The following is a 22,694-nucleotide window of genomic DNA, read 5'->3' as shown; positions in this document are numbered from 1 at the left end:
CTACTCTGGGTGGTTGATGGGCCAATAGTCCCCGTATTTTTCCCGCAGCGTTTCCCAGGCCTGGACTTGTCCCGGAGCATATTCCCCTGGTTTGCCCCACTGTAAAAACGCACTTAAGGCCGGTTTGTCCTCGGTTTTCATAAAGCGAATTGCATAGGTGGGAAAGTTGCCCCGCTTGGCCTGGCCTGCTTCAAACTTAACCCCGATCACCTGATCCAAATTCAAATGAAATTCAAAATCACCCGCATGCATATTGGCGTATCGGCCTTGGGGGAGGTCGGCGTAAAATACTTTGGTCAGGGGAGACTGGATTTCCAGAACAGCTACATCATTGGTGACGACTAAACGCAATCGCCCCAGAGACTCGCAATCTGCCAAAAAAGCATCTAATACACCACTCGATTCGGTCATAGCCTGGTTTTCCTTTCCTGATCCACTTTCCCCATTGTTTCACACCCAATTCTCACCGCAACAACCTAAGTCATCATCCGCAGAGATTGGGAGATGGCCGGCCTGGAGATAAAGTTTTAAAATTACCAAAATATAAATATTTTTTATCTATGATGGGTATAGTAGTTTCGGGTTGGTTATGGACGCGCCTTCAATACACCAGGCCTGGCTTGTTTTGTACCAGAAAGGGGAGGTGGTTGCTAAACATTCATTAGAGGGTCAACTGGCCTGGAATATTGGCCGCAGTAAAGAGTGTGACATTACAGTTCCTGACCAATATGTTTCTCGCATCCAAGCTGTTCTGAAATGTATTCCCGGAGAGCCACTGCCAACATACACCATTCAAGATATTTCTAGTCGCAATGGCACTTTAATCAACGGTGTCAAAAGTCAAGGAGCAGCCTGTCTATATCACGGGGACATCATCATGATGGGAGACACAGATATGGTGTTCCGTTGCCCAGCCTTAACAAAATCTATTCTTGAAGAACTCCAGGCCCAGTCAGAAGAAGGCTCTGCTCCAGACTAAACAAAAATTGATCAGGACTCTTGAATTAGATCTATAGCAAATAGTTGCTTGTTCCAATTTATTCCTCCCTGACCGACTTAACCTTCAGATTCATCAATTCCCTGAATTCATCCCCGTCATGTGCTGCTCAAGTAGAAGTGATTATGTTCTTCCATTGTCACAATTAACTGCATATTATTCACGATGGGAAGGTTTTATGCAGCACTCTATTACCGACTAATTTTCAACATTTGATTCCCACCCTTTTGAAACTCATAAGCTACAAATTGAACCTGCACATCATAGCCTTTGTTGGATAAATCTTCTAAAACATGATCAAGGTATAAGGATAGTTCACCGGCAAGATTCAGCAATGGGAAAATTCTCGTCTCTGGGGCAATTCGCATCAGTTCATAAATCGAAGCTAAGTGGAAATCAAGGGATAACTGTTCTGAATATAAGAAGAGCAAATGAGAACATAGACACAATTGAAATTGATCATCAGAAAATTCTAGGTTTGGCAAGGATTGGCATACATACCGCCCTGAACCTCTTCCTGATTCATAGTCTAATAAAAACTTTTCCATTGCGCCGAGACGGGACTTGCCAAGCTCATCAGCATTTTGGAAGTTCTTCCAGATGTAGTGACCAGAGTTTTGCTTCACCTGTGAAATAACTAACTCGTAAGTAGCTCGAACACGCTGCTCAATTTCTTCAGTGGAAAATTGATAAATTGGATCAATAGACACAACAGAGTGACCTAGAGCCGTCATCTCAGCATTGAAACTGGCTGGGCCATCGCCGCACCCCAAAATTTTTAGGTTTAAATCTCTTTCTGATAGATTAAACATCAACGTATATTCTTCTAATGTTCTGCCCCAAGGAACAACTTCTTCGAGTTTCATTTATAAAAAACCTCCAGACATCTCTTCTGTCCCAAATTCAAACCAAATAATAGGTAATTATATCGAAGTTTTTCGCATATCCCCCATATATGGATGAAAATTTAAGTCGATGTCAGTGAGTAACTTTACTTCATAAACTTCTTGTTGATACTATAGTTTTGTAGTCATAATGATGGAGATAATAGTTTTCAAGCATGATCACTATATAAGCAACACTGTTTTATCCATTAATCCAGTCTCCTAAGTGTTGACAACAGGGTAAAAAGTAAGCAGCTAAAACATCATCAATAGCCCAAAACTCTTCATAACAATTTTGAGAACAGTAACAGCCAATAAAGATCAACAGTAGATCACGCAGGGGAATTTCTGATTGGGCAATGGGATGAAGATAGAGACTGTTTACCACATTTTGTAAATAGACTAAATTACAAATCATGGCCGCAAATATCCCTGTGGGTTGGTGAAGATTGGGAGCATAGGCCTGGAACTCCTGAAAAAAAAGTTGATAGAGTTCTGCAATCGCTGACTTAAGGGCTAGCTCATTGATAGATTCAGCCTGGTCTGGGCTTGAAGACTGTTGCCATTCTTTCCATAGTTCTGTTTCCAAAAGACTGGTTTGAAAAATAGATATGGTGATCTCTAGGAGGGGTTGCAATACTCGCAAAAAGAGAAAGTCAATATCTAAGAGGGATAAATCTAACTTAGTCGGGCTATTGGCAAACACCGATGAGCTTTGTAAACAATCTACTTCATTGGGAAAATGACAAGCGAACTTAAATTCAGCCACATCAGCTAGCATTTCACCAAGCAAATGGGTAAAGAGAAAGCCTAAGCGTTGTTGAACTTCACCATGAAAAAATAACCTTGCCCGCTCCTGATCTAAATGGACTTGCCCCTGATGCCAATGAAATAACTCGCGACAGGCCAGGGGGCCATAGGGTGTATAGGCTGTTTCCCCAGGCCAGAGGGGTGCGCCACAATCACTTAAAAATTCATAATCATTCAAGAAACTGGTCAGCCAAAGTTGCCAATGGTGTCCCCAAATATCATGAATTAAAAAGGCTTCTGCTTTAGCCGTGGGTAAGATGCTGACGGAACGGGTTAAAATTCCGACAACTTGACTCGGTGGCAGGGCAAGATCTGCGGCGAACTCTTGCAGCCAGGCCCAATTGACTTGACTGCCCTCACAGGCCCCGAAAATTGGAAAGCGATCAAATTTTTCGTAGTTAAATTGATTGAGTTTGTCCAAAAATGTTTGTATTTCAGTCCGGGCCTCAGGAGTGAGTTGATTCCAGGCCTGGAAATTAGGATGTCCTTGCTGGTTCCAGGTACAGAGACAACTGTTTTCGTAACTTAAACAAAAATAGAGTTGCCAATCGGTACTGCCCCAGGCCAAGCATTCCGCCGGAATGGGTAACTCACCAAAAATGGCCTGAAAAAACCTCAATACCGAGGTTTCCTGGATGGCCTGGCGGAGTCGTTTCATGACTTGATGATGTTGGCTAAATTGGTTCTCTAACTCACTGAGTTCCTGTTTAAACGCCTTCAAGGTTTCTGCGGGTAAGTCAAACCAGGCCCAGAGTTCTGTAATCCCATCAATCCTGGTTAAGGCTGACGGAATGGGTTCCGGTTGAAATCGCTGCAGCGTCTTGGGAATGATCGTGCCATACCACTGGGCTGCCCCAAGATGAGGATAGTGACTCAGGAGAATACAGGCCTGGGCGAAGGTTAAGCGCACCCCTACGGGAATATCTTGCATCTTGGGGAGATGAGATTGGAGGGGATGGGCCAACCGATTCAATTGGGAGCGAATTTCTAGGAGCCGTTTCTGCCGGGCCTGGGATAGGTGGGGGTCTTCAGCTAATTCCGCCTCAGTCGGGACTGCTTTGGCTAATTTGAGTGCTTCGGCTAACAGGCTTTGTTCCAAATGGGTTGGGTGGGGCAAGGTCGGCGTAACCACAGCGGGGCATCACTCTAGATAATGACCTAATTGTAGTTTTCCATGGAGAACCCTGAATCTCTGCCTAACTGATTAAACAGGGAACGACTTAGCCGCAAAATAAGCCCGAAGAGCTTGAAAGTTCTGCCATTGTTCTCTCCCCATAGGATTCAGTCGTCAAGCAAAAACTAATTTTCCTAACGATCAGGGATAAACCTACAGGAAGACCTGAGGGCCTGGGCAAGTAGGCGTTGATATTGGTCATTCTTAATCGTATAGCTGCCAAATCGAGCCAGGTGCGGATTATTTAATTGGGCATCAAAGAGCATAAATCCCTGCTGTCGGAGATGGTTAACTAGCTGAACCAGGGCCACCTTCGAGCCATCAGTAATCCGATAAAACATAGACTCCCCAATAAAGATTCCTCCAATCGCAATTCCCAAAATTCCCCCGGCTAGTTCATCCCCTGCCCAGGCCTCGAAACTATGGGCCCAACCGGCATCATGGAGGGCAAAATAAATCTCAATTAACTCTGAGGAAATCCACGTGACCTCTCGATTTGCGCACCCATAAACCACTCCGGCAAAATCTTGATTGATTGCGATCTGGAACTGGCATCGATTTAAGACCCGCTGTAATGAACGTGGATAATGAAACCGATCATCAAGGGGAATTAAGGTACGTTGAGGTGCTGTGTACCATCCCAGGACACCCGCTTCATCCATGAGAAAATGACCACTAGCATATCCTTGAATAATTTTTTTAATGAGTGGGGAGTCTCCCGTCATGTTTAGATCATTGGATGGTTTCTCGGTTTAAGCCAAATTAGCAATTTAAGGACTCAGTTTCAGGCATAATTCTGGAGAGATTAACTCATCAATGGTTTCAGTCAATGTCCAGGCCTGGGGTAACTCCACATCAGGATAATTGGCTTTAACGTCAACAATCGCATCGCTCCAGGCCTGGTCAAAAATCTGTCGTGCATACCCCTTTAAGCTAGGAGAGTCTTGAAAAATACGCCGGAGTTGCTTTTGTTGTTCACGAATTGTATTTTCCCACCCTCGATAATCAGGCGTAGAAGGAACATAAAGTCGTTTCAGGAGGTGGGACAGGAGAACATCTAATCGACTTAATACCTCCCGCCGATTTCGATTGGACAAACTGAGAATCTCCTCAATTAAATGATCCACATCTAAATGTCTAAAATCGCGTTTCTGGAGCGTTGTGGCAGTTTCTTGATACCAAAGATCTAAATCTTGTCCATATAGATTAAGAGCAACATCAGTCGGAGTCATAGGGCCTGGCCTGGCTTAAGATAAGAGTCAACCGTAGGGCTATTGCCGATCATATCTTGTTTACTTGCCCGTGATTGATGCCTCTATCCTAACCATTGACAACTCCCCGATCTGGCGGCCCTTTACCCAAATGAAAACCGCAGATGCCCCCCTCCTCGTCAAGAAAGGGGATGGGATGACCTTAGAGTTAGGAGATGGGCGGCAAATTTTAGATTGCATTTCCAGTTGGTGGGTCACGATTCATGGACATAGCCATCCCGTCCTGGCCCAGGCCCTTGCCGAACAGGCCCAACAACTCGAACAGGTCATTTTTACCGCCTTTACCCATGAACCAGCGGAAACCCTAGCCCAAAAACTGTTAGATCATCTACCCCAGCATTTGCGGCGGGTCTTCTTTTCTGATAATGGTTCCACAGCCGTTGAAGTCGCCCTCAAAATGGCCTATCAATATTGGCAGCGACTCGGAGAACCCCAACGCACTCGCTTTCTGGGCTTTACAGGCGGTTATCACGGCGACACCCTTGGGGCCATGGCCATGGGACAAAGTTCTCCTTGGTGGCACCCCTTTCAACCCTTGTTAATGTCCTTAGAAACGATCCCTTTTCCGGCCACATTTGATCACGATCCAGAGGTAAGTACCAAGGAAAACCAGGCCCTTGAGATATTGTCCCAACGATTAACGGCCCATCCCCAAGAGTATGCAGCTATTTTTATTGAACCACTGGTGCAGGGGGCCGGCGGAATGCGGATGTGTCGCCCGGAGTTTTTACAACGCTTACAAGCCCTAGTCCATGAGTTTCATGTGCTCTTGGTCTATGACGAGGTGATGACGGGTTTTGGACGCACTGGCGAACTTTTTGCAACCCTGAAATCTGCCACTCAACCCGATTTAATTTGCCTCTCCAAAGGCCTGTCGGGGGGCTGTTTACCCTTGGCTGTCACCGTTGCCACCGAGGCGATTTACCAGGCCTTTTATGATGATGCCCTCGAAAAAGCCTTTTTCCATAGCCATTCCTACACGGGCAATCCCTTGGCCTGTGCAACGGGTGTCGCCTCCCTAAAACTGTTAGAACATCAGCCGCAGATCTATCAGCGTTTGGAATCCCTCCACCGTCAGTTGGCAGCCCATTATCTCCAGGAGCAACCCGGAGTGGAAAAGCTGCGATTTTGCGGGACAATCATGGCTTTTGACCTTAAAACTAACACCCAGGAGGACTATTTTAGTGATTTGGGGCCTTGGTTGCGACAGGAGTTTTTAGCGGCTGGCTTACTGTTACGTCCCTTGGGGAAGACGATTTATTTACTGCCGCCCTATTGCGTTACAGAATTGGAACTGGAGAAAATTTATCAAACCCTGCCACAGGTTTTAGCCAAACTCGCAAAGTTGCACTCACTCATTCCCACTTAATGAATGCTGTAATTTGTCGTGTAGCCAGTCCCAGGCCTGGTGAATGGTGTTGACCTGTTCGCATTCAGGAATGCCAGGACGTTGAATCATAATCACCGGCAGTTGCAGTTGGCGGGCGGCGATGATTTTGCTGTAGGTTGCTGCTCCACCGCTGTTTTTACTCACCATCAGGTTAATACGGTATGCGGCCAAAAGCTCTAATTCATCCGCCAAGGCAAAGGGGCCCCGTTCTAGCCGTAATTCTCCCTTGGGTATCTCAGAGCCGGCGGCCGGTGGGTCAATCATTCGCATTAAAAACCAACCCGGCACAGCCTGATAGTGATGGAGTTCTTGCCGGCCAATGGTCAGAAAAATCCGATTCCCCCGGCCTGGGATTTGTTGGGCGGCCTCGGTGTGACTGTGAGCAACCAGCCAATGATCCTCTGCTTCAGGTTGCCAGGCCGGGCGCGTTAATCTGAGATAGGGAATCTGGGCAGCTTGACAGGCCTGAATGCCATGCTCCGTTATTGTGCTGGCAAAGGGATGGGTTGCATCAATCACGGCTGAGATATTTTGCTGGCCTAGATAGTCCCGCAGGCCCGAGATCCCCCCAAACCCACCAGAGCGCACTAAGCCCAGTGGCATCTGCGGCATTTCTGTCCGGCCCGCCAAGGAGGAAATCACCACCAGGCCTGGCTTTGTCACCAGCAACCCGGCTAAGTCTCGGGCCTCACCCGTGCCACCTAAAATTAAAATCCGCTTGAGCAAGTTTTGGGCTAACTCCATATCCGTAACTTCTCTGTATCTTAGGGGCTGCAATTGTCAATAAATTGGATTGTTGCGACTCGCTGACAAATTTAGTAAGATGACTATCAATAACCCTGGCTAATTGCGAGGTAAAAAATGGCTGCCTATACCGCAACTGCCCTCAAAGCCGAATTAAACGAAAAAGGATGGCGGCTAACTCCCCAGCGGGAAACAATTCTCACGGTCTTTCAAAACCTCCCCAAGGGAACCCACCTGAGTGCAGAGGATTTGTACGAACGCCTGCAACAGGAAGACAGCCCCATTAGCCTCTCGACCATCTACCGCACCGTCAAACTCATGACCCAAATGGGGATCCTCAGAGAACTAGAGCTAGCCGAGGGTCACAAACATTATGAACTGAACCAACCCCATCCCCACCATCATCACCACTTAATCTGCATTAAATGTAGTCGTACCATTGAATTTAAGAATGACTCAGCCCTGAAAATTGGGGCCAAAGTGGCTCAGAAAGAAGGCTATCATCTCCTCGACTGTCAGTTGTCTATTCATGCCATCTGCCCTCAATGTCAACGGTCTTTGATTCCCTAATGGGCCTATTTACAGATCTCGCAAACAGGATTAACGGGATTGGCTCCTTGACTCAGGTTTTGGGCCTGGGAATAGTTGGCAGTCTCTTGATCCGATTGGGGGCTGGGGCTGTGGAATTTCCCGATGGTCGTGTTGCCTTTGATGTGCCGCCCTACTTTAATGACGCTTCGACCCCCTATCCAACGGTTTTTTACCCCGACCCGATCTATTATTTTGTCCTGTCCCTATCGCCCCAGGCCGGGGAACCCCTCCAACGGGTTGTGATTAAGCCCCTCACTAATCAAGAAACCATTTACTTTGTCCCCGAACGCACCCAGGCCTTTGGCAAACAACCCCGTGGCCCGCAATTTTCCTTGGGAGCCGTCACCGTAAACCCCAATACCTACGATTTAACGATAAACTTTCAGCCGCCCATTCCTCCCGGTGAAGTCGTCACCTTGGCCCTGTCCCCAATCCGCAACCCGGCCTTAGATGGAGTCTATCAATTTGGGATAACAGCGTTTCCGGTGGGTGGGGAACAGGCCATCGGTCAAGACATTGGCACGGCCCGTCTCACGTTTTATCGGGGTGGAGATTCTCGCTAGTGGCCTGGCAATCCCCAATGCTTCCACCCCCCTTAAGGCCTGGGGATAGATTAGCGGTGATTCTCCCAAGTGGGGCCTTACGGGAGACAACTGGATTCCAGGCCGGGATTGAACTCTGGCAACAACAGGGGTATCAAGTCCATCTCCATTCGCAATGCGCACAAACCTGGGGCTATTTAGCCGGAACCGACATCCAACGCCGGGCAGGGTTACGAGAGGTTTTACTCGATCCAGACATTAAAGGGATTCTCTGTGGGCGGGGCGGCTTTGGGGCGACGCGGTTACTTGAAACCTGGGCCTGGCCGGAACATTCCCCCAAATGGTTAATTGGCTTTTCGGATATTACCGCTCTCCTCTGGAGCTATGCCAGTTATGGCGTGGTTGGAATTCACGGGCCGGTCTTAACCACCTTGGCGGCGGAACCCCTTTGGACACAACAGCGCCTCTTTAACCTGGTTCAACATCAATCCGTTCCTCCCCTCCGGGGCGAGGCCTGGGTGGGTGGGGTTGTCCAGGGGATGCTTTGGCCGGGTAACTTGACAGTGACCACCCATTTATTGGGAACTCCGCAACTACCGGCCTGGTCGCGGGTGATCTTAGCCCTAGAAGATGTTGGAGAAGCCCCCTATCGGCTGGATCGAATGTTGACCCAATGGCGACAAACTCCAGCATTTCAGCAGGTGGTTGGCCTGGCCTTGGGCCGCTTTAGCCAATGTGATCCGTCCGGCCCAAGTCCGAGTTTAGCCGTGGTAGATGTTCTGAAGGATCGCTGCTGTGACCTAGGCATTCCGGTGGTGGCTGACCTTCCCTTTGGCCATGATGGCGAAAATGCCGCTTTGCCCGTGGGGGTGCCGGTGGAGTTGGATGGCAACCAGGCCCGCTTATCCCTGCTTTAGGTCAGCAGCCCCTAGATGTAGTACATGATGTCAAGTTGGCGTTTAGCAAGACGGCGTTCACACAAATCTTGCAAAGTATAGTCCTGTAGTACCTGATTCGCCGCCCCCCAGGCCTCGCGCCAAATTTCCCGGACTACGCCTTGATCTATGGTTTCTGGGGTTGCGTTGGAGCCTTTATTTTGATTTTCTAGGCCCTCAATGCAATCCATGACCTCAAACAGGGAGGTTTTCCAAGGTTCTTTGGCCAAAATATATCCCCCCTTCGCCCCCCGAATACTGCGAATAATCCCCCGCCGCCGCAAAGTTGCCAGTAATTGTTCTAAATAGCGATCAGGAATGTCATGGAGGGCCGCAATTTGGCGAATTTGCAACGGTTCTTGTTCGCGGTAGGCTGCTGCAAGCTCTAAGACCGCTAGAAGCGCATATTCACTTTTACAGGAGAGTTCCATACCAATTTGGTGCTCAAGGGGGGGTTCTCTACATTAAATTATAGACCGGATACCCCAGTTCTCTACCGGAAATTAGGAGATTAATCTGCTAGGCCATGCCCAAGAACTTGGAAAACCTGCTTTTGTTCAAAGAGAAGGACGAGATCTCGGTTGATTTGGTTGGATTCGGCCTCTTGGTGCAGAATTTTCAGGGCAATCGGGACAGGCAAGCTTTTTTTGTAGGGGCGATCTGCCGCAGTTAAAGCATCATAAATATCGGCGATGGTCAACATTTGAGTCTGTAATGGAATATCTGCAATTCCCAAGGGATAACCTGTGCCATTCAAACGTTCATGGTGACCATAGGCAATAATGGGTACGTCTTTGAGGGAACTCGTCCAGGGAATCCGCCGCAGAAATTCATAGGTATGGGTGACATGGGATTCAATCGCCAGCCGCTCTTGGGGGGTGAGGTTACCGCGCCGGACGAGGAGTTGCTCCAGTTCTGCTATCGTCACGAGGGGCTGTAGGTGGCCATTAATATCTTTGTAATGCCAACTGGTCAGTTCTTGTAAAATCCCTAGGGGTTCTTCAGCGAGGACTTTGGGTTCATTGGCAATCTCAACCACCTGCCAATAGCGATCTAGGTTCTGGAGTTGGGCTTGTAGTTGTAAATCAAATTGCCGCAGTTGTTGGCAGTGATCGCAAGTCCCAGCGTCAGGGTCGTGGTGGGGATTGGCCTGAAGATAGTCCAGCTTGGCCTGGTTACATTCCAACTCTAAGGTGCGGCGAACAAAATGAAAGCGTTGGCGAATGATTTCCAGTTGCAAGGGATAGAGTTTTTTCTCCTTGCTTAAAATGACTTCGGGAACCCCAACTTTGCCAAAATCATGCAGTAGGGCCGCATAGCGCAGTTCTTGCAATTGCCGCTGATCAAAGCCAACCCCAACAAAGGCCCCAATCCCTGCCTGATCATTGACTTCGGCTGCCAAACGTAAGGTTAAGTCTGCAACCCGTTCCGAATGTCCAGCGGTGATTTTATCCCGAGCTTCAATGGCCTGGACAGATGCCGTGACAAAGCCTTCAAAGAGCTTTTCAATACTTTCTAAGAGATGATTACGCTCAATGGAGACAGCGGCCTGGCTGGCGAGAGACCGTAGAATGGCTTCTTCCCAATGACTGTAGGGAACGGTCACGTCTGTGGCATTATCGGGCGTAATTTTAATATCGGCACGGATTTTTCGGTTCAGAAGTTGTAGCACGCCAATAATCTCCCCCTCGGCATTTTGCATTGGAATCACTAGAACCGAGCGAGTGCGATAGCCCAGATTGTCATCAAAGGAACGATTAAATTGATAGGTCTCGGCCTGGGGGATTTCATAGGCATCCGGGATGTTGAGAATTTCTCCGGTCAGGGCCACATAGCCGACTAAACTTTCTGCATTTAAGGGAATGAAAAACTCATGGAGAGACAGTTCCGGATGGGTATCATTTTGGGCCGTCTTAAACCAGAGGTTGGGGGGATGGGCCTGGCGATCGACTAAAAAAACGCTCCCGGCATCACTACAGGTAATTTCTCGGCTTTTGGTCAGAATGAGGGTGAGTAAGTCGCTTAAATTCTCGGTGGCGGATAGGGCTGTACCGACGGCCAGAAGTTCTGTGACCAGGCCCCGCGGATCATGGCTCAAAACATCTACTGGGGGAAGAGTCGTTTTCGGGGAGGGGTTCATCGGCCTGAGCTTGATCGCCGCGCCTTGGACACAGATTTGCTGCACATTCCAAGTATATCCCCTCAATTTCAGCCCTTGATTGAGAGGATGGATTGGGCTCCTTTAGCAACGGGAATGAAAAGCAGAATTTATGTCTGACGGCGGAGGGCCTGGAGCAGTTGGGCAAAAATAGGTGGCAGGGGGGCTGTTAGGGTTAATTGCTTATTCGTCAGCGGATGATGGAGGGTTAATTGGTAGGCATGGAGCAGTTGTCCGGTTAAGGCCCGACCCACAACTTTCCCGGTGGAGCCATAAACCGGATCGCCAACAATGGGCCAACCCGCATGGGCCGCATGGACACGGATTTGATGGGTACGCCCAGTGTCCAACTGAAATAAGACTAGGGTGTAATGCCCCAAACGTTCTTGCACTGACCAATGGGTGATGGCCGCGCGCCCCCGCTCAAGTTCAGTCACAGCCATTTTTTTGCGGTGGGTGGGATGGCGGCCAATGGGGGCATTAATCGTCCCAATTGGAGTGGGGGGGACACCTTGCACCAGGCCTAAATACTCGCGCCTTGCCGTTCTGGCTTTAATCTGGGCTTGGAGATGTTGGAGGGCAGATTCGGTCTTGGCCACCATCATCACGCCACTGGTATCTTTATCGAGGCGATGGACAATTCCAGGCCGCAGTTGCCCCCCAATTCCCGGTAAGTCTGGACAATGGGCCAACAATGCATGAACTAACGTGCCAGAATCATGGCCAGGGGCCGGATGAACGACTAATCCCACGGGCTTGTTAATTAGAATAATTTGGTCATCTTCATATAAGACATCAAGGGGAATCGCTTCTGGGACTAATTCACAGGCCTGGGGTTTAGGTAACTCGGCTTCAATCACATCCCCAACTTTGATGGGTAACTTTTTCAGATAAGTCGTAACGCCATTAACCTGCACCTGGCCTTGTTCAATTAGCTGTTGCCACCGAGAGCGGGAAATTTCAGGCTGGGCCTGTCTAAGACATTGATCTAAGCGGGAAAAAGCTGCTGGGGCCTGGAATGTGAGAATGTGGGGCAACTCATCTTGAACAGTGATTGGAACCATAGAACATGAGGTGACTGAAAGTGGATGAGTATTAAAATGCTTTCCTTAAACCAGCTTGTTTCAAGACAGCATTTGCTGTGTGTCTCGATTTAATGGCGTTATCAACTACAAAACGACGTTTCGTAATGGGACTATACCAAATTTCATGATCTCCCTTCCCTGATCTCTCGAAGAGGCAGTGAGCCGCAAGTAATCGTTTTTTAACCTCAGGCGTGAAGGATTTTGCTATGAATACTTAAGCTACGGAGATGTATTCTTCCCGTCTGGTTGTGAGTTCAAATGTAATACTCTGCCTGGTATTCGGCGTAATAAGATGATTTGCTACCAGTAACTCCGGGATCATCTGCTTGAGTTTGAGGGTTAATTCCTCCAAGGTTGGGGACTCCGTGACTAAACCAGCAACATCCTCACTTTGGGCGATCCAGACTTCGGCATCCTGATCCCAAAAAGCTTCAACTTTATACCGATGCGGGTTAACCATAGAAACGTTCTTAACGACTCTCTCCATGAGAATGGCTAGTTAGACGGCTTAAAAACTCAAAGACCGATTCATTCATGATAGGATAGAGAACGCTGAAAAATTCACACATCTAGGGCCTGGGGTGTCTAGGCTTGTTCCTTAGATCCACCTAGATGGCGGTTAAACCCACAGGAGAAAACTGAATGTCTGTTTTAAGTCTGGCTCAACTCTTAGAAGCCGGGGTTCACTTTGGCCACCAAGCGCGCCGCTGGAATCCCAAAATGTCTCGCTACATCTTCACGGTTCGTAATGGGGTTCACATCATTGACCTCGTGCAAACGGCCCAACTGGTGGATGAAGCCTATAACTATGTCCGGGAAGCCTCTGAATCTGGCAAGAAGTTTTTGTTTGTGGGTACGAAACGGCAAGCCGCTGGAATTGTCCATCAAGAAGCCGCCCGTTGTGGGGGATATTTCATCAATCAACGCTGGTTAGGGGGAATGCTGACCAACTGGACAACGATTAAAACGCGGGTGGATCGCCTGAAGGAACTGGAACGGATGGAAGAAACCGGCCAGATTGCCCTCCGTCCCAAACAAGAGGCAGCGGTGCTCCGGCGGGAATTAGCCCGGTTGCAGAAATATCTGGGTGGGATTAAAAATATGCGCCGCTTACCCGATGTGGCTGTGATTGTGGATGTGAAGCGGGAATATAACGCCGTCCAAGAATGCCAAAAACTGGGGATTCCGATTGTGGCCTTGCTCGACACCAACTGCGATCCAGATCAAGTGGATATTCCAGTTCCGGCTAATGATGATGCCATTCGTTCGATTAAGCTGATTGTGGGCAAGTTGGCCGATGCGATCTATGAAGGGCGGCACGGGCAAGTGGAAGAGGCAGATCTCGGTGATGGGGCCGAGGAGGACTATCCTGATGCTGAAGATGAAACCCTTGACAGCTTGCCCAACGTTGAGGAAGAGTCAGACGCAGACGGTGATTCCAAGGATGAGAACTAAGGAACTAACACGAGGCAGCAGATTATGGCAGAAATTTCAGCAAAGCTAGTTAAGGAACTTCGGGATAAGACCGGGGCGGGGATGATGGACTGTAAAAAGGCCCTCACTGAGTCCGATGCCGATATGGAAAAGGCGATTGAATGGCTGCGGCAAAAGGGCCTGGCCTCTGCGGGCAAAAAGTCGGGTCGGGTGACAGCCGAGGGCCTGGTAGATAGCTATATTCACACCGGTGGTCGGATTGGTGTCTTGGTCGAAGTCAACTGCGAAACGGACTTTGTCGCCCGGAATGAAGCCTTTAAGGAGTTAGTCCAAAATATCGCTAAACAAATTGCCGCTTGCCCGAATGTGGAATATGTAGCGATTGAGGACATCCCCGCTGCCGTAGTAGAAAATGAGCGAAAAATTGCCATGGGCTCGGATGCCTTGGCCGGAAAAAAAGAGGAAGTCAAAGCGAAAATTGTCCAAGGAAAATTGGATAAGACCTTGCGGGAAATGTGCCTCCTCGACCAGGCCTACATTCGGGATCAAAACATCAGCGTGGCCGAGTTGGTGACTCAATCCATTGCTCAGTTGGGTGAGAACATCAAGATTCGCCGGTTTCAACGCTTTATCCTCGGAGAAGGGATTGAGAAAGTCGAATCCAACCTTGCCGCTGAAGTTGCTGCCCAAACCCAGGCCAAGCCTGAACCGGCCCCTGCTCCTACTCCAGAACCCGAACCCACTCCAGAACCTGCCCCAAAAGCCACGAAGGCCAAAACAACCCGTTCCAGCCGGAGCAAGGCCAAATAGGCAGTTTTGGAGACTCGATGGAGATTGGGTCAAGATGGGTCGAAATCGAAGTTAAGTTGTAAAGAGGCGGTCTTGCTGTAGGCCGTCTTTTGTTTTTGGAAGTTAGACTAAATGTTTCTTGAGCCAGTGTTGAACCAGGATTGTTGTGACGTTACAGGATACAAGTGGTGGCTAACTTAGAGCAAATCCAGCAGGAATTAACGGTGCTTCATGACCAGGCCCGCCAGGGATTTGCACAACTGCATCAGGCTTACCGCCGCTATCTTACCCTCTTGGCCCCCATTGCCCAGCAACAACTGATCACTGCTGCCTATCAAGTTTGCACGCAGATCGTCCCAGAACGATTTTTAAAGCTAGAGCCAGGAGCGCGGGAAAGACTACAGCGGAAAATCCACTTACTGGGGGAAGACCTGCGCCTCAGCTTGGGGGAGTTACTCCCTGAACAACCGGTGCTTGAACAAAGCAAGACTCCAACAGTAGAGGATCAAGGAGCAGAAAACAGCACTGAAGCAGATGAAAATCCAGAAAGCTCTCCAGAATCTCCCCAAACAGAAGACAATCAAGCCAAGGACATTACTCCAAGTCCCAAATCATTGTCAGAGCCGAATTTGGAGATGGCCATTGCCAAGCTTTTGCACCAGGCCGCCTATGGAGTCAATCGAGCCTTGCAAAAGGTGGATATCTTACCGGAGTTTCCTTGGGAACAGATTCTCGAAATTGCCTTAAAAGCCCAAGGTCGCCCCCTCAGTCGCCTCCCTAACATCATGATGGTGATGGTCGCAGGCCCGGAGGATCGGTCTGAAGATCACCCTACTGCTCGCCCGCAAAAGTCTAACCATAACCCCCCTTCCGATAGCGAATCTGGTCAATTGGCCGAGGCTCCCAGCCAGGATACAGAAGCTCAAGAGGATGCCGAAGAAACAGAAAAACGAGACAACATTGATATTGCGGCATTTTTCCAGGCCCTGATGAATCGGCGTATTCAAGAGGCTGATGCAGAGGATGAAGACCAAGCTGATGAGAACGAAGAAGATGAAAATCAATTTGATGCCGAAGATACTTCCACGCGCGACTCAACATTGGCCGAAGAGGTGTCCCGCTTGCAAGCCCAGTTAAATGAGATGGATGTTCCCCCAGCGGATGATCGACCAATTCCTCTGATTGCCATTTATTTACATTTGGAAGACCTAGATTTCAACCACCCCGGCCTGGGTAGTCAACGGCAACAAATTCGGCAACTGAAAATTAAACTCGCCCAACTCCATGAAAAAATTGCCGAGAAATTCCGACAGCGATTAGTTTTAGAGGCAAGCCGGGCCTGGCGGGAAACCTGGCCGAGGGAATCCCTGTCAAAACTACCAGAATCTTGATTTAGGGCTAGAGAATAATCTATGGGTATGTTTACCAGCCAGTTAAGGAATGAACCGTTTTTTCTGCCAGGTCGCGATCTCAACCGAGCCTGTTTAATGCTCCATGGCCTGGGGGCTGGAACCTATGAACTGCAAATCCTGGCGGAACATCTGCATCAACAAGGGAACACCGTCAAAGCTATTCTCTATCCCGGCCATGATCAGCCCCAAGCCAATATGCCCAACTCCACCTGGCAACAGTGGTACAAAGCGGTAGAAACGGCCTATTTAGGGTTAAAAGAGACCTACTCGGAAATTGATGTGATTGGCTTTTCCACAGGCTGCCCCTTGGGGTTATATCTAGCGAGTCATTATCGGATCCGGAAATTAGTCTGTCTGTGTCCATATCTGTCCTTAAAACAACCTCCGTATTCTCCAGTTCCTTTGGAATCTCTGATCAAATCCGTTGGCTATCTCCTACCCCAAGTTCCCCGTCTCGACTTACCTTTCCGAGACCCAACTTTGAAAGCACAGGTTAATCGAGTGAAGTTTTATAAGACATTTAACTTGGTTGCGGTTCGCAGTGCAATGGAGCTAATTGAGACAGTCAAGCCCTTGATTCCAGAAATTACTGTACCGACACTGATTATCCAGGCCCGCCATGATACGGTTGTGAATCCTCAAGGAGCGGTTTACCTCTATGAAACGCTGGGGGCAACAATCAAAAAACTGGCCTGGTGCGAAAATTCTGATCACATTGTTACTCTTGACTATGATCGCGACCAAGTTGCTGCGGAAGTGACTGCATTCTTGAACTAGAGTAGGAAATGCACCTCCAAACCCCTTAGAAATTGTGATTCTCCCATGATTAAAAATGACCGCTGGATTGTTGAGCAGGCCCGTTTGGGGATGATTACACCCTTTGAAGCGGCCCAAGTTCGCAAAGTTGATCAGGATGGGACTTTAATCCCTGTCATTAGCTATGGGGTTTCCAGTTACGGCTATGATATTCGCCTATCGCCCCAAGAGATGTTGGTGTTTAAGCATATTCCCGGAACCGTTGTGAATCCGAAGAATTTTAATCCCGGCAATTTGGAGCCAGTGGAATTACAGACAGACCCGTATGGCAGCTATTTCATTATTCCCGCCAATTCCTATGGCCTGGGAGTTAGCTTAGAGTCTATCCAGATGCCCCCAAACGTTACAGCCATTTGCCTGGGGAAAAGTACCTATGCTCGGGTTGGCCTGATCGTCAACATTACACCTCTAGAAGCAGGGTGGGCCGGCGAGGGAATTACCTTAGAGTTTTCCAATGCCTCGAGTGCCGACTGTCGGGTCTATGCCAATGAGGGAGTCGCCCAGTTACTCTTTTTTGAGGGTGACCCTTGCGAAACCACCTATGCTGACCGTCAAGGCAAATATCAAAACCAATCCGGTCGGGTTACGCTGGCTAAGGTTTAGTTGTAATTAATCAGAATACAGTCGAGCTATGGGGTTCGTTCATGTGGGCAAAGCTGACGGAAATGGTCGCCCCGTTCTTCAAAGTTTCGATATTGGTCAAAGCTGGCACAGGCCGGGGAAAAGAGAATCGTTTTTGCCTTGACTTGGGGAGCGAGTTCCTTGGCTTTGATCATGGCTTGATCCAAGGTTTGCACATTTTCCCAGGCCCCGTAACCAACCCCTGTTAAGAGTTCGCTAAATTCTCTGGCTGCGTCCCCAATCAAAAACACTTGGACGACTTTTTGTTGAATTAACTGTAACCAGGCCTGGGCTTCTCCTTTTTTACTTTGTCCTCCAGCAATCAAAATGACTGGCCCAGAAACCGCCGTTAAGCCAATTTCCGCAGCGTCATAATTGGTAGCTTTACTGTCATTAATAAACTCAATCCCTTGCCACGTCACAATATGCTCTAATCGATGGGCGACTCCAGGAAAATGACTAATCCCCGTCAACATCGCTTCTGGTGAAATACCCGCCAAATGGGCCGCTGCAACCGCTAATAATAAATTCTGTTGATTGTGAACTCCAGGCATTTTCAGGGCAGTCGCCGGGAATAGTTTTTCGCTCCCTGTCATCACCCATCCCCCTTGGATATAAACCCCCCGCTCTCCCCCATTGGGTAAATCGCCTACCCCCCTTGTACTGGTCCACCAGGCCTGGGGATACCGTTCAACTAGATTTCGGCGTAAATAGGGGTCATCACCATTGAGGACTTGATACTGGGCCTGGTCAAGTAATATGCATTTAGCAGCACAGTAATTATCTAAACTGCCGTGTCGTTCCAGATGATCTGGGGTTAAGGTTGTCCAGATAGCAATTTTAGGGACAAGGGTTGGCTTCGATTCCAGTTGATAACTACTAATTTCGGCAATCACCCAATCCAGGGTCTGGTGTTGAAATTTTTGCGACCGAGCCACATCACAAATGGAATAGCCAATATTGCCACAGGCTGGGGCTTGGAGACCTGCTGCTTGGAAAATGGCCGCCGTTAAGGCTGTGGTGGTGGTTTTGCCATTAGTGCCTGTAATCCCGACCCAAGGAATATCCCGCAAGGTTTGCCAGGCCAATTCCACTTCCCCAATCACTGGAATCCCTGCTTGACGGGCCGCCACCAGGCCTGGGTTATGCCAAGGAACTCCCGGACTAATCACCACTAATTCAGGGGGTATAAGCTTGGGTTCAGGCGCAAGAGGCCAGGTAAAACTGTAATTGAGCAAAACTTGAATCCCTTGGGACTGAAGTTGCTTGGCCTGGGCTTCTAAGGTTGCGGATTGTCCCCGATCGCTCAGGATAACTTGCCATCCTTGCCCCTGGAGGAGTTGGGCCGCTGCTATTCCCGACTTGCCCAGGCCAATCACATGCGCAACAGGGAGCGGCGAATCAGGCATAAAATTAAGGCAACCGTATGATTATTTTGTCGCTATCAACTTTACCATAATGGGGATCACTCCCTTGGCGGCTCCTGTTGTTCATGTTGAGGACTAAACCTAAATGTTGCCCTATTTGACTGCCTTCCTGTTGCTGAGTGGGTTGCCTCCGGAGCCTCAAGCTTTCCCGTCTCTATCTGTGCAAGGACCTGGGCCGAAAATTAAGCTAGCGGCGGAGAAAGAATCAAACGCCAAAATTGTCCGAGTTACTGCGGCTCAAATTCAAAGTGAACAAATTGCCGGGGCCTGGTTCTATACCTTGAAGGTAAATGCAGTCAATAATACCAGTGGCACCGTTAATAAAGTCTTTATCAATTACGAAATTTACGCCCCCAACAGTCAAAAACTTCTCTTTGCTGGGAAAGCCGCGCTCCAACCCCAAAATCTACTCACCGGGGAAGAAGGCCGGGCCCAACTCATGGTGAACCAAGGCGGGCGGGTCAAAGTCACCTTAGTTGAGTGGGTTAGTCCCGAAAAAGGCTACAAAACCTATGAACAAATGCAAGAGTTTCCCTAAGCCTTGGCCATCAATAACCGTGGGGGTCATGGATTAAAGTACAGGCCTGGGGCGAATCACCCAGTTCAATTTGTAACGTGGCATGGTCAATCCCAAAATGAGCCTGGAGTTCCGCCGTAGTCTCATGCAAAAAGCAATCCCCTGGATACCCCGACTCCATGACGAGGTGGGCCGTCAAAGCCGTTTCAGTTGTGCTCATTGCCCAAATATGGAGATCATGGATTTGTCCGACTCCAGGCCTGTGATTGAGATAGTCCCGCACGGCCTGGGTATCAATGGACTTCGGCACACCATCTAAACTGAGGGTCAAAGCATCCCGCAATAAATCCCAGGTTGTATAGATAATCAAGATGCCAATCAGTAATGTCACCAGGGGGTCTAACCAAAACCAACCTGTCAGGAGAATCAAAACTGCGGCGACAATGACCCCCAAGGAGACCAAAGCATCGGACATCATGTGCAGAAACGCCCCCCGAATATTCAAATCTCCCTTTCGCCCTGCCGCAAACAGCCAGGCCGTGCCGCCATTAATGACCAAGGCTAAACTGGCCACCCAGATCACCGTAATCTCTTCCACTGGGCCAGGGTTCATTAACCGTTTGAGAGCCTCCCAGGCCAGGCCTCCTGTCACCACCATCAAAAAAATGGCATTAAACAAGGCAGCCAAAATCGAAGCCTTCCGCCAACCGTAGGTTTTTTGCGCCGAGGTTTTCCGCCGGGCCAAATAACTTGCTCCCCAGGCCAGCACCAAGCCCAAAACATCACTCAGGTTATGACCCGCATCACTCAGCAGGGCCAAGGAATTAGACCACAAGCCAGCCACAACTTCTAGAACCACCAGACTTATATTTAAGATCAAGCCAATCTGAAAGGCCTGGGTAAACTGCTTGGGAGTATGGGAATGTCCGTGATGGTGATGATGGGAATGGCTCATAGGGGAGGAGATTGCAAGGGATTAGGGAGTCGGTTGAGCGTGATGGACTATGGAGGGATCTTAAAGGGTAAAGCGCAACCAGGCCCCGCAGTTGTCCCACCAATTTCAAGACATTAAGTGTTAAATAAATCCGTTGAATACCTTGGTCGGGGGATGGGCGCACTACCCTAGAAAAAGAAACTATGGATCAAGAGAGCGAGAGATGCAACGGGATGATGCTCAACTGACAACCCCAGACCCGATCAAAGCCTATCTCGCCCACTGGTTCCAATTGGGAAAAAAACTGTATATCAAATCTGGACAAGCCCAACTCTGTCCCAGTCTGATTCTGGTGCCTGGAGGTTATAGTCAGGAATTTGAAGCCTGTTGGGCCTATGTTAACTCTGGCCAGGCCGGGGATTGCTACTTAGAAGGCACTCAGGAAACCATCGCCCAACTTCAGCAACAGCAGTGGGACATTACCCCTTGCGCCCGCTGTTCTATGCCCATTGCCCTACCCCAAAATGGTTTACCGCCCGCGAGTTGCCCCTGTGCTGGCCTGGAGAATTGGCCAAATCTAGACCTCCCCTCTCCTCATAGCCCCGCCAACAATCAAACGGAGTTGAGGAATATGCAAGCTCGGCTAGAAGACTTAGGGACACACAGATCATAGGAAAAGAGTAAAAGAGACCTTGAGCCTCCTCAGATTAAAAGCTTCAGAGCGCATCACATACCCCTTGACATTGACCTCAATAAAATTATTTCTCTAAATTTATTATCTCGAAATTTCAAAGTAACGAAAAATATTTGCGCTGAGGAACATCCCCCTTAGGATGTACTTATGTGTCGCATATCTGGCTGGCCTGAGAATCTATGCAAACTCTCTCTCCCCCTGTCTCCACAACTCCCCCGGAAACCACTGAAGTTGGTATTGTTCGGCGCAAAACTCGCCCAGTGCCGGTCGGGTCAATTACCATTGGTGGCGGCTATCCCGTGGCGGTTCAGTCCATGATTAACGAAGATACCTTGGATATTCCGGGAGCAGTGGCCGGAATTCGGCGGCTCCATGAAATTGGCTGTGAAATTGTCCGGGTGACCGTTCCCAGTATGGCCCACGCCAAAGCCATGGCCGAGATTCGGGCAACCCTAGAAAAAACCTATCAACCCGTGCCCCTAGTCGCAGATGTTCACCACAATGGGATGAAAATTGCCCTAGAAGTTTCTAAATATGTGGATAATGTGCGAATTAACCCCGGCCTGTATGTCTTTGAAAAACCAAAAGCCGACCGCACCGAATACACCCAGGCCGAGTTTGATGAAATTGGCGAAAAAATCCGGGAAACCCTCGAACCATTAGTGATTTCTCTGCGGGATCAAAATAAGTCCATGCGGATTGGGGTAAATCATGGCTCCTTGGCGGAACGGATGCTCTTTACCTATGGGGACACTCCCGCAGGCATGGTGGAATCGGCCCTCGAGTTTATCCGCCTCTGTGAGGACATGAATTTCTATAACCTGGAAATTTCCCTGAAAGCCTCTCGTGTCCCCGTGATGATTGCGGCCAATCGCCTCATGGTCAAACGGATGGATGAATTGGGCATGGATTATCCCTTACATTTGGGTGTCACCGAAGCTGGCGATGGGGAATATGGCCGGATTAAATCTACGGCCGGCATTGGCACCCTTTTAGCAGAGGGGATTGGGGATACGATTCGGGTCTCCTTAACAGAAGCGCCTGAAAAAGAAATCCCGGTTTGCTATGGGATTCTCCAGGCCTTGGGGTTACGCCGGACTATGGTGGAATACGTGGCCTGTCCCTCCTGTGGCCGCACCCTCTTTAACCTTGAGGAAGTCCTCCAAAAAGTTCGGAATGCCACCAATCACTTAACCGGCCTGAATATTGCCGTCATGGGGTGCATCGTCAACGGGCCGGGGGAAATGGCCGATGCGGATTATGGCTATGTGGGCAAACAACCGGGTTATATTTCGCTCTATCGCGGACGAGATGAGGTGACAAAAGTTCCCGAAGATCAGGGGGTCGCCGCCTTAATTGATCTGATTAAATCCGATGATCGCTGGGTTGATCCCTAGTCTTCTCCGGCCGACCTGGCCGTCCCAAATTCCCTATGCTAGATTGGATCCCAACCAGTGCTAGGAAAATAT

At 49.1% G+C, this 22,694-nt stretch carries 25 protein-coding genes; 13 read left to right on the top strand and 12 right to left on the bottom strand.

The features are described 5' to 3' along the window. Complete coding sequence (locus SYN6312_RS04020) at positions 1–411, bottom strand: ChuX/HutX family heme-like substrate-binding protein (protein WP_015123587.1); 411 nt, start codon at positions 409–411, stop codon at positions 1–3. 178 nt (positions 412–589) lie between these two features. On the opposite strand from SYN6312_RS04020, the gene SYN6312_RS04015 reads away from it, so the two are divergent. Beyond that, the gene (locus tag SYN6312_RS04015; RefSeq protein WP_015123586.1) at positions 590–979 is read left to right on the top strand and encodes an FHA domain-containing protein; all 390 of its coding nucleotides are present in this window, start codon (positions 590–592) and stop codon (positions 977–979) included. A 209-nt stretch (positions 980–1,188) separates the two neighbouring features. Here SYN6312_RS04015 and SYN6312_RS04010 read toward each other — a convergent pair whose 3' ends face one another. The 4 genes from SYN6312_RS04010 to SYN6312_RS03995 form a co-directional block, all read right to left on the bottom strand. Then, the gene (locus SYN6312_RS04010) at positions 1,189–1,863 is read right to left on the bottom strand and encodes a hypothetical protein (protein WP_015123585.1); all 675 of its coding nucleotides are present in this window, start codon (positions 1,861–1,863) and stop codon (positions 1,189–1,191) included. A gap of 220 nt (positions 1,864–2,083) precedes the next feature. After that, on the bottom strand, positions 2,084–3,823 hold the full coding sequence (locus SYN6312_RS04005; protein WP_015123584.1) for a hypothetical protein: 1,740 nt from the start codon (positions 3,821–3,823) through the stop codon (positions 2,084–2,086). A gap of 176 nt (positions 3,824–3,999) precedes the next feature. Further along, positions 4,000–4,590 carry a leucyl/phenylalanyl-tRNA--protein transferase gene (gene aat, locus SYN6312_RS04000; RefSeq protein WP_015123583.1) on the bottom strand — a complete coding sequence of 197 codons (591 nt, stop codon included), beginning with the start codon at positions 4,588–4,590 and terminating at the stop codon, positions 4,000–4,002. A gap of 45 nt (positions 4,591–4,635) precedes the next feature. Next, the gene (locus tag SYN6312_RS03995) at positions 4,636–5,097 is read right to left on the bottom strand and encodes a DUF29 domain-containing protein (RefSeq protein WP_015123582.1); all 462 of its coding nucleotides are present in this window, start codon (positions 5,095–5,097) and stop codon (positions 4,636–4,638) included. A 70-nt stretch (positions 5,098–5,167) separates the two neighbouring features. Between SYN6312_RS03995 and bioA the strand changes: the two genes are divergently transcribed. Next, a complete protein-coding gene (gene bioA, locus SYN6312_RS03990; RefSeq protein WP_015123581.1) occupies positions 5,168–6,505 on the top strand; it encodes an adenosylmethionine--8-amino-7-oxononanoate transaminase in 1,338 nt (445 codons plus the stop codon). Here bioA and SYN6312_RS03985 read toward each other — a convergent pair. Beyond that, complete coding sequence (locus SYN6312_RS03985; RefSeq protein WP_015123580.1) at positions 6,488–7,270, bottom strand: cobalt-precorrin-6A reductase; 783 nt, start codon at positions 7,268–7,270, stop codon at positions 6,488–6,490. The two genes, bioA and SYN6312_RS03985, sit on opposite strands and share 18 nt — an antisense overlap. A 117-nt stretch (positions 7,271–7,387) precedes the next feature. On the opposite strand from SYN6312_RS03985, the gene SYN6312_RS03980 reads away from it, so the two are divergent. From SYN6312_RS03980 to SYN6312_RS03970, 3 genes are read left to right on the top strand one after another with little or no spacing between them, the layout of a single operon-like run. Further along, positions 7,388–7,840, top strand: a complete 453-nt coding sequence (locus SYN6312_RS03980) for a transcriptional repressor (RefSeq protein WP_015123579.1) — start codon at positions 7,388–7,390, stop codon at positions 7,838–7,840. A 47-nt stretch (positions 7,841–7,887) separates the two neighbouring features. Continuing rightward, positions 7,888–8,424: a DUF2808 domain-containing protein gene (locus tag SYN6312_RS03975; RefSeq protein ID WP_172636036.1), complete on the top strand. Its 537-nt coding sequence runs from the start codon at positions 7,888–7,890 to the stop codon at positions 8,422–8,424. Between the two features lie 17 nt (positions 8,425–8,441). Next, a complete protein-coding gene (locus SYN6312_RS03970; RefSeq protein WP_051021084.1) occupies positions 8,442–9,320 on the top strand; it encodes an LD-carboxypeptidase in 879 nt (292 codons plus the stop codon). A gap of 11 nt (positions 9,321–9,331) precedes the next feature. Here the strand turns inward: SYN6312_RS03970 and SYN6312_RS03965 are convergent, their stop codons facing one another. The 4 genes from SYN6312_RS03965 to SYN6312_RS03950 form a co-directional block, all read right to left on the bottom strand. Continuing rightward, positions 9,332–9,769, bottom strand: a complete 438-nt coding sequence (locus tag SYN6312_RS03965) for an Rrf2 family transcriptional regulator (RefSeq protein WP_015123576.1) — start codon at positions 9,767–9,769, stop codon at positions 9,332–9,334. A gap of 80 nt (positions 9,770–9,849) precedes the next feature. Continuing rightward, positions 9,850–11,523, bottom strand: coding sequence for an HD family phosphohydrolase (locus SYN6312_RS03960; protein WP_253276414.1), 1,674 nt, complete (start codon positions 11,521–11,523; stop codon positions 9,850–9,852). An 83-nt stretch (positions 11,524–11,606) separates the two neighbouring features. Then, a complete protein-coding gene (locus SYN6312_RS03955) occupies positions 11,607–12,560 on the bottom strand; it encodes an RluA family pseudouridine synthase (protein ID WP_015123574.1) in 954 nt (317 codons plus the stop codon). 235 nt (positions 12,561–12,795) lie between these two features. Next, on the bottom strand, positions 12,796–13,041 hold the full coding sequence (locus SYN6312_RS03950; RefSeq protein ID WP_041430566.1) for a DUF1902 domain-containing protein: 246 nt from the start codon (positions 13,039–13,041) through the stop codon (positions 12,796–12,798). Positions 13,042–13,223: 182 nt separating this feature from the next. Here SYN6312_RS03950 and rpsB point away from each other — a divergent pair, with 182 nt between their 5' ends. From rpsB to dcd, 5 genes are all read left to right on the top strand, one after another. Then, complete coding sequence (gene rpsB / locus SYN6312_RS03945; protein WP_015123572.1) at positions 13,224–14,036, top strand: 30S ribosomal protein S2; 813 nt, start codon at positions 13,224–13,226, stop codon at positions 14,034–14,036. Between the two features lie 24 nt (positions 14,037–14,060). Next, the gene (gene tsf / locus SYN6312_RS03940) at positions 14,061–14,825 is read left to right on the top strand and encodes a translation elongation factor Ts (RefSeq protein WP_015123571.1); all 765 of its coding nucleotides are present in this window, start codon (positions 14,061–14,063) and stop codon (positions 14,823–14,825) included. A gap of 167 nt (positions 14,826–14,992) precedes the next feature. After that, positions 14,993–16,195, top strand: coding sequence for a hypothetical protein (locus SYN6312_RS03935; protein WP_015123570.1), 1,203 nt, complete (start codon positions 14,993–14,995; stop codon positions 16,193–16,195). Positions 16,196–16,216: 21 nt separating this feature from the next. Then, on the top strand, positions 16,217–16,993 hold the full coding sequence (locus SYN6312_RS03930; RefSeq protein WP_015123569.1) for a carboxylesterase: 777 nt from the start codon (positions 16,217–16,219) through the stop codon (positions 16,991–16,993). Between the two features lie 45 nt (positions 16,994–17,038). Next, the gene (gene dcd, locus SYN6312_RS03925) at positions 17,039–17,635 is read left to right on the top strand and encodes a dCTP deaminase (protein WP_015123568.1); all 597 of its coding nucleotides are present in this window, start codon (positions 17,039–17,041) and stop codon (positions 17,633–17,635) included. A 26-nt stretch (positions 17,636–17,661) separates the two neighbouring features. Here the strand turns inward: dcd and murD are convergent, their stop codons facing one another. Then, positions 17,662–19,062, bottom strand: a complete 1,401-nt coding sequence (gene murD / locus SYN6312_RS03920) for a UDP-N-acetylmuramoyl-L-alanine--D-glutamate ligase (RefSeq protein WP_015123567.1) — start codon at positions 19,060–19,062, stop codon at positions 17,662–17,664. 103 nt (positions 19,063–19,165) lie between these two features. Between murD and SYN6312_RS03915 the strand changes: the two genes are divergently transcribed. Next, entirely contained in the window at positions 19,166–19,618 is a 453-nt protein-coding gene (locus SYN6312_RS03915; protein WP_015123566.1) for a hypothetical protein, read from the top strand. A 10-nt stretch (positions 19,619–19,628) separates the two neighbouring features. Here the strand turns inward: SYN6312_RS03915 and SYN6312_RS03910 are convergent, their stop codons facing one another. Beyond that, positions 19,629–20,552: a cation diffusion facilitator family transporter gene (locus SYN6312_RS03910; protein WP_015123565.1), complete on the bottom strand. Its 924-nt coding sequence runs from the start codon at positions 20,550–20,552 to the stop codon at positions 19,629–19,631. A 202-nt stretch (positions 20,553–20,754) separates the two neighbouring features. Here SYN6312_RS03910 and SYN6312_RS03905 point away from each other — a divergent pair, with 202 nt between their 5' ends. Both SYN6312_RS03905 and ispG read left to right on the top strand, forming a co-directional pair. Continuing rightward, positions 20,755–21,204, top strand: a complete 450-nt coding sequence (locus SYN6312_RS03905; protein WP_015123564.1) for a hypothetical protein — start codon at positions 20,755–20,757, stop codon at positions 21,202–21,204. 200 nt (positions 21,205–21,404) lie between these two features. Beyond that, positions 21,405–22,622, top strand: a complete 1,218-nt coding sequence (gene ispG / locus SYN6312_RS03900; RefSeq protein ID WP_015123563.1) for a (E)-4-hydroxy-3-methylbut-2-enyl-diphosphate synthase — start codon at positions 21,405–21,407, stop codon at positions 22,620–22,622. Positions 22,623–22,694 lie beyond the last annotated feature (72 nt).

This window comes from Synechococcus sp. PCC 6312 (assembly GCF_000316685.1).
Classification (GTDB): Bacteria; Cyanobacteriota; Cyanobacteriia; order Thermosynechococcales; family Thermosynechococcaceae; genus Pseudocalidococcus.
Note: the sequence above shows the minus strand (reverse complement) of the source record. Positions and strands in the feature narration are given on the sequence as shown.

Bases quoted from the DNA above. Each gene is read 5' to 3' on its own strand.
- ispG (WP_015123563.1), top strand. From the start codon at position 21,405: ATGCAAACTCTCTCTCCCCCTGTCTCCACAACTCCCCCGGAAACCACT.
- SYN6312_RS03930 (WP_015123569.1), top strand. From the start codon at position 16,217: ATGGGTATGTTTACCAGCCAGTTAAGGAATGAACCGTTTTTTCTGCCA.
- SYN6312_RS03970 (WP_051021084.1), top strand. From the start codon at position 8,442: ATGCTTCCACCCCCCTTAAGGCCTGGGGATAGATTAGCGGTGATTCTC.
- SYN6312_RS03985 (WP_015123580.1), bottom strand. From the start codon at position 7,270: ATGGAGTTAGCCCAAAACTTGCTCAAGCGGATTTTAATTTTAGGTGGC.
- SYN6312_RS03955 (WP_015123574.1), bottom strand. From the start codon at position 12,560: ATGGTTCCAATCACTGTTCAAGATGAGTTGCCCCACATTCTCACATTC.
- SYN6312_RS03965 (WP_015123576.1), bottom strand. From the start codon at position 9,769: ATGGAACTCTCCTGTAAAAGTGAATATGCGCTTCTAGCGGTCTTAGAG.
- dcd (WP_015123568.1), top strand. From the start codon at position 17,039: ATGATTAAAAATGACCGCTGGATTGTTGAGCAGGCCCGTTTGGGGATG.
- SYN6312_RS03905 (WP_015123564.1), top strand. From the start codon at position 20,755: ATGCAACGGGATGATGCTCAACTGACAACCCCAGACCCGATCAAAGCC.
- aat (WP_015123583.1), bottom strand. From the start codon at position 4,590: ATGACGGGAGACTCCCCACTCATTAAAAAAATTATTCAAGGATATGCT.
- SYN6312_RS04020 (WP_015123587.1), bottom strand. From the start codon at position 411: ATGACCGAATCGAGTGGTGTATTAGATGCTTTTTTGGCAGATTGCGAG.
- SYN6312_RS03915 (WP_015123566.1), top strand. From the start codon at position 19,166: ATGTTGCCCTATTTGACTGCCTTCCTGTTGCTGAGTGGGTTGCCTCCG.
- SYN6312_RS04010 (WP_015123585.1), bottom strand. From the start codon at position 1,863: ATGAAACTCGAAGAAGTTGTTCCTTGGGGCAGAACATTAGAAGAATAT.
- tsf (WP_015123571.1), top strand. From the start codon at position 14,061: ATGGCAGAAATTTCAGCAAAGCTAGTTAAGGAACTTCGGGATAAGACC.
- rpsB (WP_015123572.1), top strand. From the start codon at position 13,224: ATGTCTGTTTTAAGTCTGGCTCAACTCTTAGAAGCCGGGGTTCACTTT.
- SYN6312_RS03995 (WP_015123582.1), bottom strand. From the start codon at position 5,097: ATGACTCCGACTGATGTTGCTCTTAATCTATATGGACAAGATTTAGAT.
- SYN6312_RS03950 (WP_041430566.1), bottom strand. From the start codon at position 13,041: ATGGTTAACCCGCATCGGTATAAAGTTGAAGCTTTTTGGGATCAGGAT.
- SYN6312_RS03980 (WP_015123579.1), top strand. From the start codon at position 7,388: ATGGCTGCCTATACCGCAACTGCCCTCAAAGCCGAATTAAACGAAAAA.
- murD (WP_015123567.1), bottom strand. From the start codon at position 19,062: ATGCCTGATTCGCCGCTCCCTGTTGCGCATGTGATTGGCCTGGGCAAG.
- SYN6312_RS04015 (WP_015123586.1), top strand. From the start codon at position 590: ATGGACGCGCCTTCAATACACCAGGCCTGGCTTGTTTTGTACCAGAAA.
- SYN6312_RS03910 (WP_015123565.1), bottom strand. From the start codon at position 20,552: ATGAGCCATTCCCATCATCACCATCACGGACATTCCCATACTCCCAAG.